Annotated in this window: 19 protein-coding genes and 1 pseudogene; 5 read left to right on the plus strand and 15 right to left on the minus strand. The window is 67.5% G+C overall.

Annotated elements, in window-relative coordinates; genetic code table 11:
* Window positions 1–662: 662 nt before the first annotated feature.
* The 4 genes from ACFVYS_RS27100 to ACFVYS_RS27115 form a co-directional block, all read right to left on the minus strand.
* Window positions 663–1,103, minus strand: a complete 441-nt coding sequence (locus ACFVYS_RS27100; RefSeq protein WP_389506059.1) for a hypothetical protein — start codon at window positions 1,101–1,103, stop codon at window positions 663–665.
* 230 nt (window positions 1,104–1,333) lie between these two features.
* The gene (locus ACFVYS_RS27105) at window positions 1,334–1,597 is read right to left on the minus strand and encodes a hypothetical protein (RefSeq protein ID WP_389506061.1); all 264 of its coding nucleotides are present in this window, start codon (window positions 1,595–1,597) and stop codon (window positions 1,334–1,336) included.
* A complete protein-coding gene (locus tag ACFVYS_RS27110; protein ID WP_389506063.1) occupies window positions 1,594–1,890 on the minus strand; it encodes a DUF6247 family protein in 297 nt (98 codons plus the stop codon). The genes ACFVYS_RS27105 and ACFVYS_RS27110 overlap by 4 nt, the downstream gene beginning before the upstream one ends.
* Window positions 1,891–2,295: 405 nt before the next feature.
* Window positions 2,296–2,634, minus strand: a complete 339-nt coding sequence (locus ACFVYS_RS27115) for a hypothetical protein (RefSeq protein ID WP_389506065.1) — start codon at window positions 2,632–2,634, stop codon at window positions 2,296–2,298.
* A gap of 981 nt (window positions 2,635–3,615) precedes the next feature.
* Here ACFVYS_RS27115 and ACFVYS_RS27120 point away from each other — a divergent pair.
* The 3 genes from ACFVYS_RS27120 to ACFVYS_RS27130 all read left to right on the plus strand — a co-directional run bounded on the left by ACFVYS_RS27120 (window position 3,616) and on the right by ACFVYS_RS27130 (window position 5,235).
* Window positions 3,616–4,548 carry a Ku protein gene (locus ACFVYS_RS27120; RefSeq protein ID WP_389506067.1) on the plus strand — a complete coding sequence of 311 codons (933 nt, stop codon included), beginning with the start codon at window positions 3,616–3,618 and terminating at the stop codon, window positions 4,546–4,548.
* A 71-nt stretch (window positions 4,549–4,619) separates the two neighbouring features.
* Entirely contained in the window at window positions 4,620–4,934 is a 315-nt protein-coding gene (locus ACFVYS_RS27125) for an STAS domain-containing protein (RefSeq protein WP_389506069.1), read from the plus strand.
* 154 nt (window positions 4,935–5,088) lie between these two features.
* A complete protein-coding gene (locus ACFVYS_RS27130) occupies window positions 5,089–5,235 on the plus strand; it encodes a hypothetical protein (RefSeq protein WP_389506119.1) in 147 nt (48 codons plus the stop codon).
* On the opposite strand, the pseudogene ACFVYS_RS27135 reads toward ACFVYS_RS27130, so the two are convergent.
* The 6 genes and pseudogenes from ACFVYS_RS27135 to ACFVYS_RS27160 form a co-directional block, all read right to left on the minus strand.
* Window positions 5,213–5,487: pseudogene (locus ACFVYS_RS27135) on the minus strand (lamin tail domain-containing protein); the annotation flags it as partial. The gene ACFVYS_RS27130 and the pseudogene ACFVYS_RS27135 overlap by 23 nt on opposite strands.
* A 427-nt stretch (window positions 5,488–5,914) precedes the next feature.
* Complete coding sequence (locus ACFVYS_RS27140) at window positions 5,915–6,199, minus strand: DUF6417 family protein (RefSeq protein ID WP_389506071.1); 285 nt, start codon at window positions 6,197–6,199, stop codon at window positions 5,915–5,917.
* A gap of 24 nt (window positions 6,200–6,223) precedes the next feature.
* Entirely contained in the window at window positions 6,224–6,499 is a 276-nt protein-coding gene (locus ACFVYS_RS27145) for a hypothetical protein (protein WP_389506073.1), read from the minus strand.
* A 388-nt stretch (window positions 6,500–6,887) separates the two neighbouring features.
* On the minus strand, window positions 6,888–7,406 hold the full coding sequence (locus ACFVYS_RS27150) for a hypothetical protein (protein ID WP_389506075.1): 519 nt from the start codon (window positions 7,404–7,406) through the stop codon (window positions 6,888–6,890).
* Window positions 7,407–7,483: 77 nt separating this feature from the next.
* Window positions 7,484–8,251: a Crp/Fnr family transcriptional regulator gene (locus ACFVYS_RS27155; protein WP_389506077.1), complete on the minus strand. Its 768-nt coding sequence runs from the start codon at window positions 8,249–8,251 to the stop codon at window positions 7,484–7,486.
* A gap of 3 nt (window positions 8,252–8,254) precedes the next feature.
* On the minus strand, window positions 8,255–8,398 hold the full coding sequence (locus ACFVYS_RS27160) for a hypothetical protein (RefSeq protein ID WP_389506079.1): 144 nt from the start codon (window positions 8,396–8,398) through the stop codon (window positions 8,255–8,257).
* Between the two features lie 1,288 nt (window positions 8,399–9,686).
* Here ACFVYS_RS27160 and ACFVYS_RS27165 point away from each other — a divergent pair.
* Window positions 9,687–10,274, plus strand: a complete 588-nt coding sequence (locus tag ACFVYS_RS27165) for a hypothetical protein (protein WP_389506081.1) — start codon at window positions 9,687–9,689, stop codon at window positions 10,272–10,274.
* Window positions 10,275–10,459: 185 nt separating this feature from the next.
* Entirely contained in the window at window positions 10,460–10,951 is a 492-nt protein-coding gene (locus ACFVYS_RS27170; RefSeq protein WP_389506083.1) for a helix-turn-helix domain-containing protein, read from the plus strand.
* Window positions 10,952–11,229: 278 nt separating this feature from the next.
* On the opposite strand, the gene ACFVYS_RS27175 is transcribed toward ACFVYS_RS27170, so the two are convergent.
* The 5 genes from ACFVYS_RS27175 to ACFVYS_RS27195 all read right to left on the minus strand — a co-directional run bounded on the left by ACFVYS_RS27175 (window position 11,230) and on the right by ACFVYS_RS27195 (window position 16,327).
* Window positions 11,230–12,153, minus strand: coding sequence for a hypothetical protein (locus tag ACFVYS_RS27175; protein WP_362575040.1), 924 nt, complete (start codon window positions 12,151–12,153; stop codon window positions 11,230–11,232).
* A gap of 286 nt (window positions 12,154–12,439) precedes the next feature.
* Window positions 12,440–13,042: a hypothetical protein gene (locus ACFVYS_RS27180; protein ID WP_389506085.1), complete on the minus strand. Its 603-nt coding sequence runs from the start codon at window positions 13,040–13,042 to the stop codon at window positions 12,440–12,442.
* Window positions 13,043–13,563: 521 nt separating this feature from the next.
* On the minus strand, window positions 13,564–13,782 hold the full coding sequence (locus ACFVYS_RS27185) for a hypothetical protein (protein WP_389506121.1): 219 nt from the start codon (window positions 13,780–13,782) through the stop codon (window positions 13,564–13,566).
* A 119-nt stretch (window positions 13,783–13,901) separates the two neighbouring features.
* The gene (locus ACFVYS_RS27190) at window positions 13,902–15,065 is read right to left on the minus strand and encodes a ParB/RepB/Spo0J family partition protein (protein WP_389506087.1); all 1,164 of its coding nucleotides are present in this window, start codon (window positions 15,063–15,065) and stop codon (window positions 13,902–13,904) included.
* Window positions 15,062–16,327 carry an AAA family ATPase gene (locus ACFVYS_RS27195; protein WP_389506089.1) on the minus strand — a complete coding sequence of 422 codons (1,266 nt, stop codon included), beginning with the start codon at window positions 16,325–16,327 and terminating at the stop codon, window positions 15,062–15,064. The genes ACFVYS_RS27190 and ACFVYS_RS27195 overlap by 4 nt, the downstream gene beginning before the upstream one ends.
* Window positions 16,328–16,734: the final 407 nt, after the last annotated feature.

Consider the following 16,734-nt stretch of genomic DNA (forward strand, 5'->3'; position numbering starts at 1 on the left):
AGGGACCGTATCCGCACCTCTGCTGCGTGCTGTCCAGGATGGAGCGGGAGTACCGAGCGCGAGTTCCGTGAGGGACGAACGCAGGAGGGGGGACTCAAAACGGGTCGCACTCTTCGGTCCCTCACCTCGGTCCCTGAACATTGTTGCAGGTCAGAGCAGGGATACACCATCCCTAAGGGACTGTAGGGACTGAAAGCTCTAATTATGGGCTAGCTCCATACCTGTAGCTGGTGTGTACGCCCGCGCGTACGCACACACAGAACTCGCTCATAATTCCAGACTAGAGTCCCTTCAGTCCCTGATCGAGTATCTCCATGCCTGTGACCTGCACGTTTACCGAGGGACTGAACCGAGGGTCCGAAGGAGCCCAAGCCCTGGTCCCCCGCCGGCATGCTGCCCAATGGAGCCGGCACGAGAGTCCGGCGTGAGGATGCTGCCCGGATGCCATAGTCCGTGCGGCCAAGAGGGGCGCGACCGCTTGGACGTCAATCACGACGAGCAGTGCTCAGCCGCGGTCCGGGGCCCGCCACCCCAGACCGCCGGTCCAGGTGAGCCGAAGGCCTTCCTCGACCACGGCGCTCAACTCCGCGAGGGCTTACGCCGGAGTGACAGAGCGACCGAAGCGACTGAGCACTCGACATGAGCCATGCAGCTACCGGCTGTCACTGAGAACGCCGACATTGAGTCGCTTCAGTCGCTACCTCCAACTGTCGACGACGGCTGAAAAATGGTTCTGGATCACTTTCAGTGCCGGGGCCGCGTGGGAGCGTCACCGAATCCGCCGCCATGAACGGCCTCGCGGGCCAAGGAGAACTGTTGGCGGAAACCTCGACCTCATCCGCGCCCTCATCCGCGACCTCGACGTCGTTCGCGCCCGTGACTTCGCCCTCACCCTCCACAGCGACCGCGATGTCGACCTCGGCGTCATCGTCGATGTTCGTAGCTCCGAGGTCCGCCGGGCCATCGGCATGGCGCTCCACCGGGAGCCACCCCTGCTTGGTAAGGACTCGCTGCGCACGCTCCTGGACGACGTCACCACCGCCGATCTCAGCAACACCGACCTGACCGGGGTCGACCTCAGCGGGATCCACTGGTTGGAACACGGCACACTATGGCCACCTACCACCGACGTCGAACATCTCAAGAATCGCTCGGACGATGCCCCGCCCGGCAGCGGAACGTGGGTCGTCCGATCCGGCACCGCAACCGTCCGCGACCACGCCGAGCCAAGAACACACCCAGTGAACGGGCCCCGCCATCACCTCCATGCTGCGCAGCTCGCCCGGTGGGGCCGGCCTCCGGCGGTAGTCGGGACCACTGCGGGCGTCGGCTGTCAGCCGATCCAGATGATGTCGACGACGTACAGACGTGCGGCCGGGCGGTTGATCCAGTACACGACGCTGAGTGGTCCGACCGCAGCGGAGCGCACGTCCTCGCCCTCGGGATCACGGGGGTCGAAGGGCGGAAAGGACCACGGGTCACGGGCGGCGATGTTCAGTACGTCCCGCAGGATCGCGCGGGCATGGTCGGGCAGCTCGCGGGCGGTGGTTGCGGTCTGAGGGGACAGGCGCGCGGACCAGGGCGGCCCGTCGCTCATGGGCGGGCCCCAAGGACTTGGTCGACGTCGATGCCGTCGGAGTCGTCGCAGCCGCCCGCAAGGAACGCGTCGACGGTCGGCGCGGCGGCGAGCCGGGCCGTCCAGGTGCGTACGACGTCGTGGAGCGGGGCGAGGCTGTAGCAGTGCCGGGCGTCGTCCAGGGCGCGTGCCCAGTCCTGCTCGAACGCGGGCACCCAGGTGCCGGCGCGGCGGTCGGCCCGCAGTTCGGCGAGCAACTGCGCGGCGGCGCCCGGGGCGGATACGGCGGGGATGTGGTCGGGCTGCGCGCTCACGGCACCTCCAAGCGAGTCTCACCGCCACGCTACGCGCAAGACAGGCCCGTAGTGCAGGGGTTGGCGGACTCCCTGCCCTTGTCCCCCGTATCGCTGGAGACCGTGCCCATGCCCGGACAAGTTGCCGCTGCCGTCTACCACACTCGCCGGGGACGGCAGCGACCAGCTGTCCCGGCTCCGGGAAGAGCGGGTCTTGGCCCTTGCTGTCTCCACTGCCACCCGCACTGGACCCAAAATGGAGCGGGGGACACCCCAAGACGATCCGACTCACCGATCCGATCATGGACCGATTACCCGGCCACGGCTGCGCAAAAGCACCTCAGGGAGCCAACCGACGCACAAGTCACGAACCCCGGGAGACGACCCGTCCACTGTCGAAGACGATGCTCGAGCAGGGCTTTACGATCACTGGGCAGGAGTTCCACAGCTCACCCCGGCCCTGACCAGTTCCAGTACCGCCCGTTTCTCCGCGGGAGTCCATGCGGCGTACTCGCCTCCGAGCAGCTTCTCGTAGGCGCTGTTATGCACCGCGCTTTGCTGGGGCAGCCGACGGACCTCACCGAGTCCTCTGGCCAGGTCCTCGAAGAAGTTCCACGCCTCCAGCACCGCACCCGAGGGGACGTGCCGGCGCACCGGGTCCTCCAGCCAATGCTGAACACGGGCGAGCTCCAAAGTATTGGCCTCAGAAGTGGCCAGCCTGCGCCCCCGTCGGCTCGCATACATCCGTGCCTGCCGAACGGTCATAAACACCGGCACCTGACAGCGATCAGCTTCTGGCAACGCCACCACCTGATCAGGTTCGCCCCGCCACCGACCCACAGAACTACCGCGCTGCGGCCGAGCTCGCGCACCCGATATGCGTAGAGACTCCCACGCCTACCGCGGCGTCCGGCCGCAAACACGTCTGCCATCTCGATCTTTGCCACGCCCTCACACTGGCACGACCCACGAGAACCGTCGCGGATTTGCTCCGCAGCGACTGTCACGATCGGAAACCCTGCAGAGTCCCGCTACCCGGCCAACGATTCGAGCAGAGCCACTAGCGGTGCCATGAGGTAGAGCGCGTCCGTCCCTCCTGGCCGCCAGGCAGGTCACCGGCTCATTAACTCACGACGGAGCACGGATTCAAGGCTGCGGGTGGAGTCGCAGCTCACAGGCCTCGAATACGCCCAGTGGCAGGCGAGAGTGCTGCCCGTCCAGCGGGGTTGCGCCGCTAACCGCCACCCCCGTCAACCTGCCTGCACACCCCCGCCGCTGTCCCTGCCGGCGGCTCCGCACACAAGGGGTGACACACCAGCGACCACCGCACCCTGACCGGGAGCCGACCATGAACACCCCCACCCTCCCCTGCCACGCCCTCTCTGGCCTCGCCGCCGGCACCTCGGCCCTCGCCCACGCCTCCTGGTGGATCGTGCTCCCTCTCCTGCTCCCGACCACCGCCGCAGCCATCACCACTCTCGTCACCACCTGCGCCACCGCCCGCACGGAAGCCATGCGACGACGCCACGAAGATGCCTTCCTTGGCAAGGCCGCCGAAGCCGAGGACTACACCGTGGGCCTGGACCACATCACCGCATCCGGCAGGCCACCGCTCCCCCACCACCAGAACAGACGCAGACACAGCGGCCGTCCGAACCCCTCACTCCCCCGCCATGACCAGCTGGTGCGGGCAGCGCGCGCCCTTCGTAGGCTGTTGCTGCTCGGGGCCTGCTGCGGAGGTGTGCCATGCCCCGAACCATCTGGTCCGGCGCCATCTCGTTCGGCCTGGTCACCGTCCCGATCCATGTCCAGTCCGCCACCGAGAACCACTCGATCCAGTTCCACCAGTACCACTTGGAAGACATGGGCCGGATCCGCACCCGCAAGGTCTGCGAGCTCGAGGACCGCGAGGTGTCGAACACCGAGATCGGCAAGGGCTACGAGTACGCCAAGGACCAGGTCGTTGCCATCAGCGACGAGGAACTTCGTGACCTGCCGCTGCCGACGGCGAAGGCGATCGAGATCGACGCCTTCGTCGCGGCGGACGACATCGACCCGATCCGGATCGGCGAGGGCTACTACCTTTCCCCGGACGGGCAGGTCGCGGCGAAGCCCTACAAGCTGCTCCGCGAGGCGCTGGCGCGCTCGTCGAAGGTGGCCATCGCCAAGTACGCGTGGTCCGGGCGTGAGCGGCTCGGCATGCTGCGAGTCCGCGGCGACGCCATCGTCCTGCACGCCATGCACTGGCCCGACGAGATCCGCGACCCCTCCGAGCTCCTCCCGCCGCCGGTGGACGTGTCCGAGGAGGAGATCAAGGGCGCCCTTGCCCTGATGGAGTCCATGTCCCGCGACGACCTCGAAGGCGACGACTTCAAGGACACCTACACCGAGGCCATGGAGAAGATCATCGAAGCCAAGCGGGAGGAGAAGCCGCTCCCCGAGATGCCCGAGCCGGAGAAGCCGGGCCGGGTCCTGGACCTGATGGCTGCGCTCGAGGAATCCGTGTCCAAGGCGAAGGCCTCCCGCGGCGAGGACGCCGACATCCACGAACTGCCGAAGAAGAGAACGGCCGCGAAGAAGGCCACGGCCAAGAAATCGGCGGGGAAGAAGCAGCCGGCCAAGAAGACCGCCTCGGCAAAGAAGACGACCGGACACGGACGGCGGCCGCGCAGCGCCTGACCCCTCGCCTCTCCCGGCCACCGTGCACGGCGCCCTACCACCCTCACCGGGAGCCGGGGCATGATCTCGACATGAGCCACGGACCCGACGGCAAAGGAACGACGGTGCAGTACGAGCAGGACGGGGCATGGGTCGTCGTCGCACACGGCGACTACGACACCAAGGAAGCACTCGACACCGCCGCCCGCAAACACCCCCGCCTGGTGTTCGACGTCTCCGGCGTCTCCTTCGCCGACTCGACCTTCCTGAACCTGCTGCTGCGCATCCACCACATGACCTCGCTGCGCATCGCAGGGCCGCCCCGCCAGCTACGGCACCTCCTGGAAATCACCGGTACCGACACCGTGCTCGACACCCGCGCAAACATCCAGGACGCCCTGCCCTAGCCAGCAGCCCGGCCCCGCGGAAGCCGACGCGTGACCCCGCCAGCCCGCGAGGACGCACCAGGGCGCCCCGGCCTCCGCAGCATGGGCGACGGACCCGCCGCCCGGTGGTAGCCCTCAGTCGAACCGGCAAGCCCGTACACCTAGAATCAAATATGTGTTCGATGACCTGCCGGAGGACCTGCCGCGTCTAGAGACGCTGCGGGTGTGGCACACGCTGTGGCTGGGCCGCATCGATGCGAAGATCGCCGCCGTGCAGCAGCGGCAGGCAGAGACCGGCGCAGGATCCAGCCGTCCAGGTTGACCGACTGGCGGGTGGTGTTGGTCAGCTCCACCCACTCCTTGTTCAGCGAGCGGTTGGAGCGGTCGTCGCGTCCCGGGGAGTCGTACTGCACCGCCGAGATCTCCACCTGCGGGTGGTGCGGGCGGCGTGGTCGGCCGCGGTCGCCGGCAGCGCCGCCACCGAGACGAGAGCGCCGGCGGCAAGTGTGGCGACGGCCAGACGGCGCGCGGTGATGGAAGCAGTCAAGGAGTCCCCTGATGGTGCGAGCACCATCCCCGTTCAGCAGCCGTCACGGCTACTACGGGGTCCGGTGCGGTGTGCGAGTGGCGGCCGGCCGCGCTCACACAGCTTGCACACCCTCAGGGACGACTTGGGAGGGAAACATGGACTACGTTAACCGTTGCCCATATTTCCGTGACTCTCGCCTGCATGCTCCATGTATGCGGCCCGTGCACCGTGTTGACGCTCGGCCAGACCCAGCGTCCTTGCAGGCACTGGCCGGGAACCGTCTGCTGCCCGGTCACGCCGATGCGGCCGGCCCGGGCCGTCACCCGAAAGTGAGTAACACCTCCGCCGGGGGTCCCGGTGACCGCGTCCGGTGATCCGGGCACACCGTGACGGTGATCCGCACAGACCCATGCAACACCGGAACCGTCGGAACAACGTGTGGCGTTCCGGCCGGGACCCGGCGGCGAAGCGGTCATGGGCCGACGACACGACAGAAAGGGGACGGCGCGGCACCGGAGCCGGGTTTGTGGGTGATGCCGTAGTCCCGGGTAAAGCGGTTGGCCTCGAGCGCGGAGCGGGACATCCGGTGCAGCCAGAACGCATAGGCCACGCACTCCATCTGCTCCGCCGAGAGGTGGAGCACGTACCGCTTCACCACGGGGTCGCGCCGGGCCGTGTGCACCCATTCCGCCAGCCCGTCGGTCGGCGGCACCCGGAGCCGGTCGGCGAGCGCGACGAACAGGCGCAGCGCCGTCATCTGCGATGGGATCAGCTCCACCCGCTAAAAACCGGGCCCGGGAGCGTCCTCGGCGGATTGAGGGCGGAAGCGGCTGTAGAGGAGGAGATCGTGGCCGGCCCCGGTCAGGCGGGCCGCCCAGCGAACGGCCCGGCCCTCGCAAGCCGACAGCGCCGCACGGTCCTCCCGGCCCGCGAACTCCGTCAGGCCCCGTTCGGCGAGGTTGAACACGCGCTGTCTGACCGGGCGCAGGTCCCAGTCCAGTGCCCATCCGTGCTCCGCCACATCCTCCTGCTCGGCCACCGCCTCCAGCGCGGTCACAGTCCTGTCCTCGTACGGCATCCCGAACCCCCACGGGACCGTCTGCCCGGATGGCCGGTCCCTGGCGGAGCAACAGGCGACACGATGCTCAGGTCACGGTGCCCACGCCCAGGAAGGACTGAACCAGTATCGGATCGGCCCAGAGGGGCATAGAGGGGGCCGTCCATCGGCCGGCGAACCGGCCGGCGACAGGTGTGTCAGGCGCGGTCTCGCCCAAACTCTGCAACGGTCGGGCCTAATGACGGCGGAGCAGCGTCGCTCGCCCTGCGTCAGTCCGGTGGGTTTGCGGGAAAACGTCCGGGCTGCGGCCCTACGCTCGTACAGTGCTGAGTGCGCGAGGAGGGCCCGCCCTCCTGAACGGGGCGGGCCCTCCTGTGGTGCGGCGACGTCAGCTGTTGCGCAAGGCCTTGATCTTCTTCTGGGTGGCGTTGATGGCCCGTTCCAGTTCCCAGCGGGCGGCTTCCTGCTTCATTGCCCGTACCAGCAGGATGTGGTGCTCCACGAGGGACACCTTCAGGCTGGGCCCCGGGTCCGGCAGAGCCGTGCCGGTGTAGATCCCGACGCACTTGACGACCTCGGACAGCTCGACGCGGATGGCGTCGGTGTCCTCGGCGATGCCCTTGATCATGTTGCCGATCCGGGTGACCTCGTCGAAGTCGGCGGCGCGGCAGGGTTTCTGGGCGAGTCCGCACTGGGCCTTGTACAGGTCGTCGATCCACTCGGCGGGTTTGTTGAGTTCGGCGCTCTCCTCGTCTTTCTTGCGGATCTTCCTCATCCAGGCGAAGACCTGGCGGTGGTGCAGGAGGGTGTACATGGCCAGGGCGCCCATGATGAGGGCGGAGCAGGCGGTCACCGCAAGGGTGCCGGCGCTGGTGCCGAGCGCCAGCGTGGTGGAGCTGGTCGTCATTGTGCTGTCCGTTCGCGGGTACGCCAGCACTCGGGGACGGGCGTACGGGTGGTGGTGGGTGCAGGGACCGGGCGGTACTACGCTCCGGTGGCGAACTGGCGGAGAGCCTCGAGGTCGTGGACGAGGAACTTGCGGTATCGGGCCTCGACAACGCCGTGGTAGCGCAGGGTGCGGATCGCGTTTTCCACGGTGGAGGTGCTGAGCTGGAGGGCGGCGGCCATGTCCTTCTGGCTCGGGCCGGTGATGACGGTGTGCTGGGAGGTCCTGGGGTCGGGAACGCCGGCGATGTCGGCGAGGTGGGTGAAGAGCCGGCTGACGCGCTCGAACGGAGGCCTGGTGGCCATGGCGTAGACGAGTTCGTCGCAGCGGCTGCGGTCTTCGAGGCTGCGCAGGAGGGCAAGCTGGACCTCGGGCTGACGGCGCAGCAGTTGGTTCATGTAGCGGGCGCGCCAGGGGATGACGACCGTCTGGGACAGGCACCGGGTGGGGACGTGCGAGCGGCCCTCGCGCGAGCGGGAGTAGAGGAGTTTGGACTCGCCGATGAGTTTCGCCTCGCCGACGAGCTGCCCGATGCCCCGGAACCGGGTGATCGTGGGCATGCCTTCTGCGGTGCCCAGGGGGAAGCGGTCCTGGCGTACGCATCCTTCGATGACGATGTACACGTAGCGGTCGTCGGCGCCCAGGGGCAGGAGCTCGTCCCGGGCGAAGACGCGAGTGCGGGGCTGTGCCTGGAGCATCGCCTGCCATGTCCTGGTCGACAGGCGCTGCAGGAAGCTTCCGTCAGGCATCGCCCGGTGGCCGAGGAGAAGGTCGGTCAGCCGGGACGTCTCGGTGGTGGAGGACATGCGTCACTCCCCCGTTCCGGCCGGGCCATAGGCGTGGGCGCCGGTGTACGCGTCCTGGGGTGCGCCGTGGTGACGACACGTCATGGGCGTGGTGCGGAGCCCTCGAGGGGACGGCGGAACGGCGCCGTCGGCGTTGGCGGTGCGCATGGAGTGGTGTTCCTTGGTCTGTTGAAGTCAGGGGGCCCGTCGTGCGACGGGCCCCCAGGTGGTGGGTCCAGGGCCCTCTCCGGGAGGTTCAGCCCCGCGCGGGTGGTAGACCGAGCGGGTGGAGAAGACCTGAGCGGGGATAACGCTACATCTCGGCGGGAGCGAAGAGCCAGTCGTGTTTTCGAGCGTCACGCAAGGAGGGAACGGGTTCCCGTAACTCCCCCACGTGCGGGGTTTTGTTACACGGGATAGGCGTACGCACTCCCGGCATTTAGCAGCCCTGACACGGAGAATTAACGGTCAGTAATTCGCGGATGCCTATGGATGGCGCTCGAGGGGTTTCCACAGGTGAGCGGCGGGAGGCGTGGACGTAAACACACAGCAAAAATAGGGAGGCCCCGGCCTACCACAGCCGAGACCTCCCGGAGAGCCTGGACCCACCAAGGAACAGACCGATGTCCAGTAAACACCACTGACAGGGTTAAGGTCACTCCAGATCCGGTGTTAAGGGCTCTCTACCACCCAACTGACCAGTCAAAACCCCTTCCCGTGGGGTCTTGTTACAGTCCGCCTACCCGCCCTGGACATGCCAACGAGACGCCTCGCCTCGAATGCCCTTTTGCTCCTTTTGCGCACGCATGGGTACGGGGATCCCTGCGACATGCAGCCGCGAAAGTGCTACTAGATGACTAGTCTCGTTCAAGAGTCAACAGAATCTGTCATCCGGGACGGTGCCGACCGACCCCACCCGTCGACTACGCGTACGGACGCGGGCACAGAAAAAAGGATCTTCCACCTCTTCTTGATTCACTCCGGACACACTCTGTAAATCTTCTCCACTAGCATTTCATGGCATATTCGAAGCCGCTTTATCGCACTGCCGAACCCGAATATCGGGCGGCAATCCGCAGGCGCACCGGACACGGGTTCGCCGCTAAGTCGACAGATGCACAATCCCGCCGCCCGCGGCCGCCGGCTCCCCCTCTCCGTGACGGAACCCCGGCCCCGGTGAACCCGAAACTTGTTCTCCGTCAGATCCGTTACACAGCAAGCGAGTTGCTCCCCGAGGCGCACACCGGCGCACGGAAGCACGCCGGAAGCGGTCACTCAGGCACCGCCTGTAACGTTCGTCACTCTCGGACATCTCCTCCTCACGAACAGCGACTCACCAGCAGGGCGCACATTGGCCCGAGGCGGGCGCGCCACCTCATCAAGAGGCACGGCTCACGGCGCTGGTCGCCCGCCTCGGCTCCGCATCGTGGCCATCGCGTCGCGCATACTCTCTGTCGTGGACACGAAGATGACCAAGAGCGCCGGCGAACACTGGGTCTGCTCGGTGCTCGCAAGCGCCGGATGGGGTGCCGCGCTCACTCGCGACGGGCTGGAGCGCACCGATATTCTCGCCGTCCGCGCTGATGGCACCCGGCGCATGATCGAGGTACAGGTCAAGGCGGCAAGCCCTATGTTGCGGCCGAACTGGCGCTGCGGGACCAAGACTCAGCTGCCGTCCCTGAGCGACCGCGAGTGGTTCGTTTTCGTCGCTCTGGACCCGATGCCTGGGCGGGCGCCGGCGTCGTACGTCGTCCCGCGCGACCATGTGTGGGCTGCGGCGTGGATGGAGCACCAGGCCTGGCTGACCGAGCCGGGTGTCCCGCCCGGTAAGAGGAACACCGGCTTCGATCAGGCCCGCGTGTACGCGCCAACATGGGAGGGCTACCGCGACGCGTGGGACCTGCTGGAGCAGCCGACGTCGCACTGCCCGGTCCGGCTGCCGCAAGCCTGGAGAGCGTGGGTGGACGATCCGCGCGTCGGCTTGCCGCCGGGACACCCATGGGGTGATCTCCTGCCCGACTGGCAGGCAGTGGAAGGCTCGTAGCTCTCACGGCGGGCAAGCCCTGGGCAGGACCCAGCCGTGGACCCTCTGTGCCCCGAGGTCTGCAGTGGCCCTGGACAGGCCGGTAGGACAGTGATCCGTTTCCACTCTCAGCATGACGCAGGAGCTCACCGCTGACGCTCCAGGCGCTCCCACGTTCAGTCGGATCTCGAGTCCGAGGTGCGGGCATGCCACCTGAGGAAGAGCTGTTCGCGTCCGTGGATGCTCTGTTGAACGAGGAGCCGCACCTGCCCCTGCCTCCGGCGGAGCGTGCCCGACTGCGTGAGGCCGTCGGCATCACCCAGGCCCGCCTGGCCACCGCGCTGAAGACGACGACCGAGTCGGCGAGGAACTGGGAGAACGGCCGAAGCGAGCCGAAGTCGCCGCGCCTGAACGCCTACCAGCGGCTACTCAACGGGTGGGCGGCGAAGCACCCCGCCCCCGGTGCAGCCCTCGGCAGCCTCGTTTCGCGCGTCGGCACCGGCGCCGTCTGGCGAGCCGGCTTCGTCCGCGGTGGCGGAAGCCGTCCGGGTCTGGCCCTTGTACGTCACGGCTGCATCCGCTGTACCCGGCGAGCCGACCTGGGAGGGCGCCTGGGAAGCGGAGGACTTCCCAGGCACAAAAGAACCCGCACCGACTGGCGTGCTGGATGCCACGTGAAGCGGGCCGCCCACTTGTGATCCTCGGGATCCTCCTCAGGGCGAATACGACCGCCCGCTCGCCTCGTCCGGGCGCCGCGAACCTGTCCGTGCGATTCCATCCCCGTCCCGTCGAGAGCGCGGGACTGTGAGCCGCAGTCGATATCCAGGTACATGGAATCCGGCCCTCCGACTCGCTGAGGAGGGAGTCAAGCTGGCAACACCCTGGAATGGGCCCAGGCGTGATCGACTGCCGGGATGCCGTTGGCCTTGCCTCGTCAAGGAGTACATCGAGGTCCCTGTTTAGAAGCAAAGAGGCCCTACTGAACGATGTTATTGCGGTGCCAGGCGAAGTAGGGGGCCCGGTGTTCGCTGTAGCCGCCGACGGGGTTGCCAGCGAGCTGGTCGGCTGCTTCCTTGAGTGCGGGGTGCTCGCCAGCCTTGCCGCTGACAGCTACGTGGCCGGTGTCGGTGACGTGGATGTAGCCGTGCTCGAAGAGCTCGTCGCAGCCCAGGAGGCAGGCAGGCATGATGTTCGCCAACTGGAGGCGCTCTGCGCGAGAGGCCTGGCTGCGGCGCTTGATATGAGCGGCCCGAATGAAGCGGACCGGGAGGTGGCGCCCGCACAGGGCGCAGGTGAAGGTGTCAGCGCCGTTGAGCATCTTCTTGCGGAGCTTGCTCTGCTCACGGCGGACCAGTACTGCAACGAGTGCGCTGTCGGCGCCGGCGTGCGTCACGGCTTCCGGTTCGTTGGGAAGCTGCGGCTGCTGCTCGTCTTCGTCTTCGGTTGGCAACTCGGTGACGAACTGGGCGAGGGCGGCGGTGCCGGGGTAGACGAGCGCCGAGCCCTGCTTGTTGGCGGACAGCCGGAGTGCTTCGGCGGCCTGGTCACCGAGGGTCTGGCCGGTGACGTTGACTTCGTCGGCAAGGAGATCGATGCCGATGCGCTCCGGATAGGTGTCGTCGGGCCAGACCTGGGCGGTGTCCTGGAAGTAGGGCTGGGTGATCTGGGTGACGATGACGCGCTTGAGAGTGGCGTTGGCCCAGCCGCCGGCAGGTACGCGCGCCTGCGGGCCGATGTGGGCGAGGACGAGGTAGTCGCCTACTTCGAGGCTCTGGACGTCGGCGCGGCCGGATGCGCGGTTGAGGGTGGGGCTCTTCCATCCCCACAGTCCGCGGTCAAGGCCGATCTCGAGGTTCTTCTTCGAGGGCGCGGGGACGTAGATGTACGCGGTCTTCGGCATGCTGCTCCTGCACTCGGCCTCCCTGGTGGGAGGGTTCAGTGGCGGTTGGTTCTTCTGGTCCGGTGTCCGGCTCGCGCCGGCGGAGAGGAAGTTCCGTCCGTGACCCCGTAGTTGAGGTGCCGGTAATCATACGCGCGCCCTGGTGCTCGCGGCTTGCGGACACCGCCGGCACTCTGGAGACGATGCGCGACGAGCGCCTGCTGTTGGCCCACGCGGTGTACCCCCGCACCCCGTGCGCACCGGTAGCCGCACCGGCCGGTGCGCGTCATCCAGTTTGGCCTGCTCGTTAGTCCCCCAGGTTTTCTGGCGGCACGGCCGCTGTCACCGCTGCGGGCAGCCGGTCATTCAGGATTTCCTGGCGCGGCAGTGACAGCCCGAAGTGGTGCTGCAAGGCAGTCAGTGTCGCACTCAACGAGTCGAACTCCTCGCTCACGGCATCATCGAGGAGTCCGGCTTCTTCGAACGCCGGGAGCAGGAACGCCATGCCCTCGTCCGGTGTGTCGCCGATGTCGAAGCGACCGACCGTTTGTCCGTCGCGGTAGTACCAGCACTCCCTGGGCGGGTCGTCCGGCTTCGGGGTCAGGTGCAAGATTTCGACCCCGCCTGCGGAGACGTCGGGGTGAGCCCACCAGGCCTTGGAGGGCCAGCCCTGCTCCACCGCGTATGACCAGTCGGCGCATTCACCGAAGCGGGCTACGCGGGCTGATTCGCGGTCGTTGAACGTCAGCCGCTCGGCTTCGGCGAAGGTGATCGGGTCGAGCACTTCTCCGGGCCGGGCGCCAAGCCGGACAACGAGGTCGTGTGGGCTGATGCCGCGTGCGAAGGTGACGAACAGGATGGGGGCGTCTCCGCGCCAGGCGTCGGCCAGCCACGTGATGCCATCGTTCAATGTCTTCTCCTGGTTTTAGAGGTGCGACTGGGGCGGGAGCGTTCGGCCCTCTCGCCCCAGTCTGCGTCGTGTCCTACCAGCCGGTCACGGCTTCGGAACGGTGCATGACACGGTCGCCTTGGACGCGTCGCAGTGCGCGAACTCAGGGAATGCCACCCAGCGGTCCGCGGCCCATAGGTTGGATGGGGTGTGGAGAATGTCCGGGTGGTCGAAGAGGGACTGGGCGTCACCCAGGCTGCACCGATTACGACCTCTGGGCGACCAAAGTCTGCGGCCCCCGCCCGCTTGATGAAGCTGCTCGCGGACCTCGAGATCGAAGCCATCCGCCTGCCCTGGACCATCTAGAGACGTGCCGGGCGCCGCGATGGATGAACCATTCCGGTCACGGCACTAGCCACCCCGGCCACCCCCGAGTTCCCGAGGGAGTGGCCCGCTCCGGACCCGAGTGCCGGCGCACGTTCGGCCGCCCTGTTCCGCGGGCTGAGTACCCGTACCCGAGGGCGGCTCGTCCCACCGGTTTTTTAGGCGTCTGCGAGGAGGGGGTCATACGGGGTGTTCGTGCGGCGGCCTCGTCGGGCAGCGTCCCGGCCTTCGACAGGGCCCTTCTCGAGGGTCAGTTCCCGGACGGCCGCGTACGAACCGGCGAAGCCGATTCCGGCGATGATCACGGGGCCGGCCACGACCACGCCGATGAGAACGCGGTGCGTCCGGGTCAGCTGAGGTATGTCGCCGTCAGCCACGCACCGCTCCCCTGCCGCATGGGACCTCCTGAACAACCATCACGCTTTCATGTGCCTGGCGGCCCTGCGACACCATTGGCGCCTCCCGTCGCGGATTCACGGGAGGCGCCTGCGGCGGCTCAACTCGCCGGCTCAACGGTGAACTGCGCCATGGCCTCTGCGAACTTCGCGGGGTCGCGCTCTTGGCCAACCTGGGCCAGTTGGCGCAGCAATTCGAAGAACGCCGGCTCTTCCATTTTCCGCTTGAGGTGCATCGCGATGAACCACGGATCGTCGTAGGGCAGCGAGCGGGGCTGGCTGCCCTCCTTGTCCACCGCCTTCTTGGCCGGGTCCGCTTGAGCGTTGCGCGGTTCCGGTACGCCCTGTTCAAGCTCCGGTCCGGGTTCGGGCTCGTCGTCCCTCTGCTCCGCTTCGGCCGGTGTGGCCGGGGAGTTGTCGCTTGGACGGTCATTGATTACGCCGTCATCGCCGTCGTCACCCTCCGGCGCACCTTCCGCCTGCTCGTCTGCCTCTGCCTCTGCCGCGTGCACTGCCTCCTTTCGTACTGGCTGGGAGACGGCTGCCCGCAGCTGTTGTTCCTTGCGCGCCCGTTCCGCCTTCAGCTCCGCCAGAGCGGCCTCCTGCTGGTCGGCGGGCTTGTTGCCGACGGCGCGCAGCAGGTCGATGGGCTCCTGCCCGATCCGGGACTGCAGTTCGGGGGTGAGGTTGAGGAGAGCAACGCGCTGTGACACCCAGCCCTGCGAGCGGTGCAGGCGCTTGGCGAGAGCGCGCTGGCTGCCGTGGATGGCCAGGAGACGTTGCAGTGCGCGCGCTTCGTCGAGCTCTTCAAGGTCTTGGCGGTGGATGTTGGCAACGAGGGCGGACTCCAGGAGCTCCTCACTGGTGCCGCCTTGCTCGTCACTGACCATGACCTTGAGGGTGGTGAGCCCGGCTTCGCGGGCTGCCGCGAGCCGGCTGCTGCCGTCGATGACCACGTGCGTGATGTCGTGCTCAAGGTCGGCTGCGCGGTCAGGGTTGGCCTTGATGTAAGCGTCCCGGTTCATGACCGTGATGGCCTGCTTCTGGCCGTGAGTCTTGAGGCTGCCGGCGAGGTCGGTCAGGTCACCGAGGCTGGAGCGGGGGTTGTCGGGGTTCGGGCTGATGCGGTGGACGGGGAGTTCCGTCGGCGGGGCGACTCCGTCGGTCGGGACCCCTGTGGCGGCGGCGACGGCCTGCCGGCGCGCGCTGACGTTGCGCACCGACCCGCCGAACCTGCCGCTGCCCAGCTGATCGGCCTTGCTCACAGCACCTCCCTGGCGAGCGCGCGCATGCCGACGGCCTGCTGCGACTTGGGCGCGTAAGACAGCAAGGGCTTCTTCACGCGGACTGCTTCTTTCTGTTCCTTCAGGTCGCCGATGAGCCCGACCACCCTCGGATCCTTTATGTCGACCCACCCTTGGAGAGAAGACGTCGCGATGTAGCCGCGCCGGGAGTCGTAGAGGTTGACGACGATGCCGAGGTAGTCGATGTCGATCTGGAGGTCGTTGCGCAGGTCTTCGATCTGGGTGGTCAGGAGCTCGTAGGCATCGGCGGAACTGTCCTCGGCCTGGACGACGATGAGGGCTCCGGACTGTCCGGGATTCTCGGCGTCGCGGCGGCGGCCGTAGTAGGCGGCGGCATCCATGCTCAGGCCGAGGCTTGGCGGGCAGTCGACGATGATTACGTCGTAATCACTCTCCAGCGGAGCGAGGGCCCGCTCGAGAGCGGCTTCACGGGCGCGGACGGCGGACAGGCGCACGTCGAGGAGAAAGGCGTCGTTGCACGCGGGCAGCAGGTGAAGACGCCCGTCGAAGCTTTCGTCGTCGACGGCGACGATCAGGTCGCGCAGATCACCCTTGGGGTCGCCGGCCATGTGATTGGTGAGGCTGTCGCCGTTGAGCGGCAGCGGGCTGGCGCCAAGCTGGTTGGTGAGGTGGCACTGCGGGTCGAAGTCGACGAGCAGGACGCGTTGTCCGGGCCCGGGCAGGTTCTCGATGTCGAGGGCGCCGTCTTCCAAAGTGGCCTCGCCGGCTTCGGTCTCGCTGGCGCGAAGGGCCTTGGTGAGGGCCTTGGCTACCCGCACGGGATGCAGGGAGTCGGCGTCCTCGGCGAGCGCCTCACCCAGTCCCGCCGTGATGGCGGTCTTGCCGACGCCGCCCTTCTGGTTACAGACCACGATGCGGCGGGTGATGGCGGGACGCCGGACACCCGGGGCGGGGTTGGTGTCGAGCCAGAGCTGGACGGCCTGAGCCAGCCCCTGGATGAGGGAGACGCCCCGGTCCCCGGCGCTTTCGCGGAACTCTTTCCATTGGGCGGCCGGAATCCAGGTGGAGAAGGAGTCCGCGCCTGCGGTGTCGACGGTCGTGGGCGTCGAGGCCAGAGTGCACCAGTCTTTGATGCCCTGTTCGACGGCGCTCTGGATCTCGACGCCGAGCTGCGCGGCTCTGATTTTGAGCTTCTGCCGAAGCTGTCCCGGCAGTTTGGAGACGACCTTCTCGCGGTCGCTGGAGGTGGCTGGGGTGCTCATGGTGACACCATACTAACGTCGTAGATCATCTGCCTCAGCGACACGTTACCTAGACCAAGTTGATGCATGGACGGCTGTACCCGCAGGTGATTACGGCGTAATCACCCGGCGGCTCCTCGCCCTCACGCCGCAGGCTCCTCAACCAGGCCAGCGGACCACGCACCCCTGGCTCGCCGCTGGCCCCCTCGTGCCGCAGCACCCAGGGCCACGGCAGGAACTACGCCGCAGGTGATTACGGCGTAATCACTCCCCTGTCACCACTCCCCCGCCCGCAGGCGATTACGGCGTAATCACCCGGCGGCTCCTCGCCACCACGCCGCAGGCTCCTCAACCAGGCCAGCGGACCACGCACCCCTGGCTCGCCGCTGGCCCCCTCGTGCCGCAGCACCCAGGGCCACGGCAGGAAC

Origin of the sequence: Streptomyces sp. NPDC058295, assembly GCF_042880655.1 — a bacterium.
GTDB lineage: Bacteria > Actinomycetota > Actinomycetes > Streptomycetales > Streptomycetaceae > Streptomyces > Streptomyces coriariae.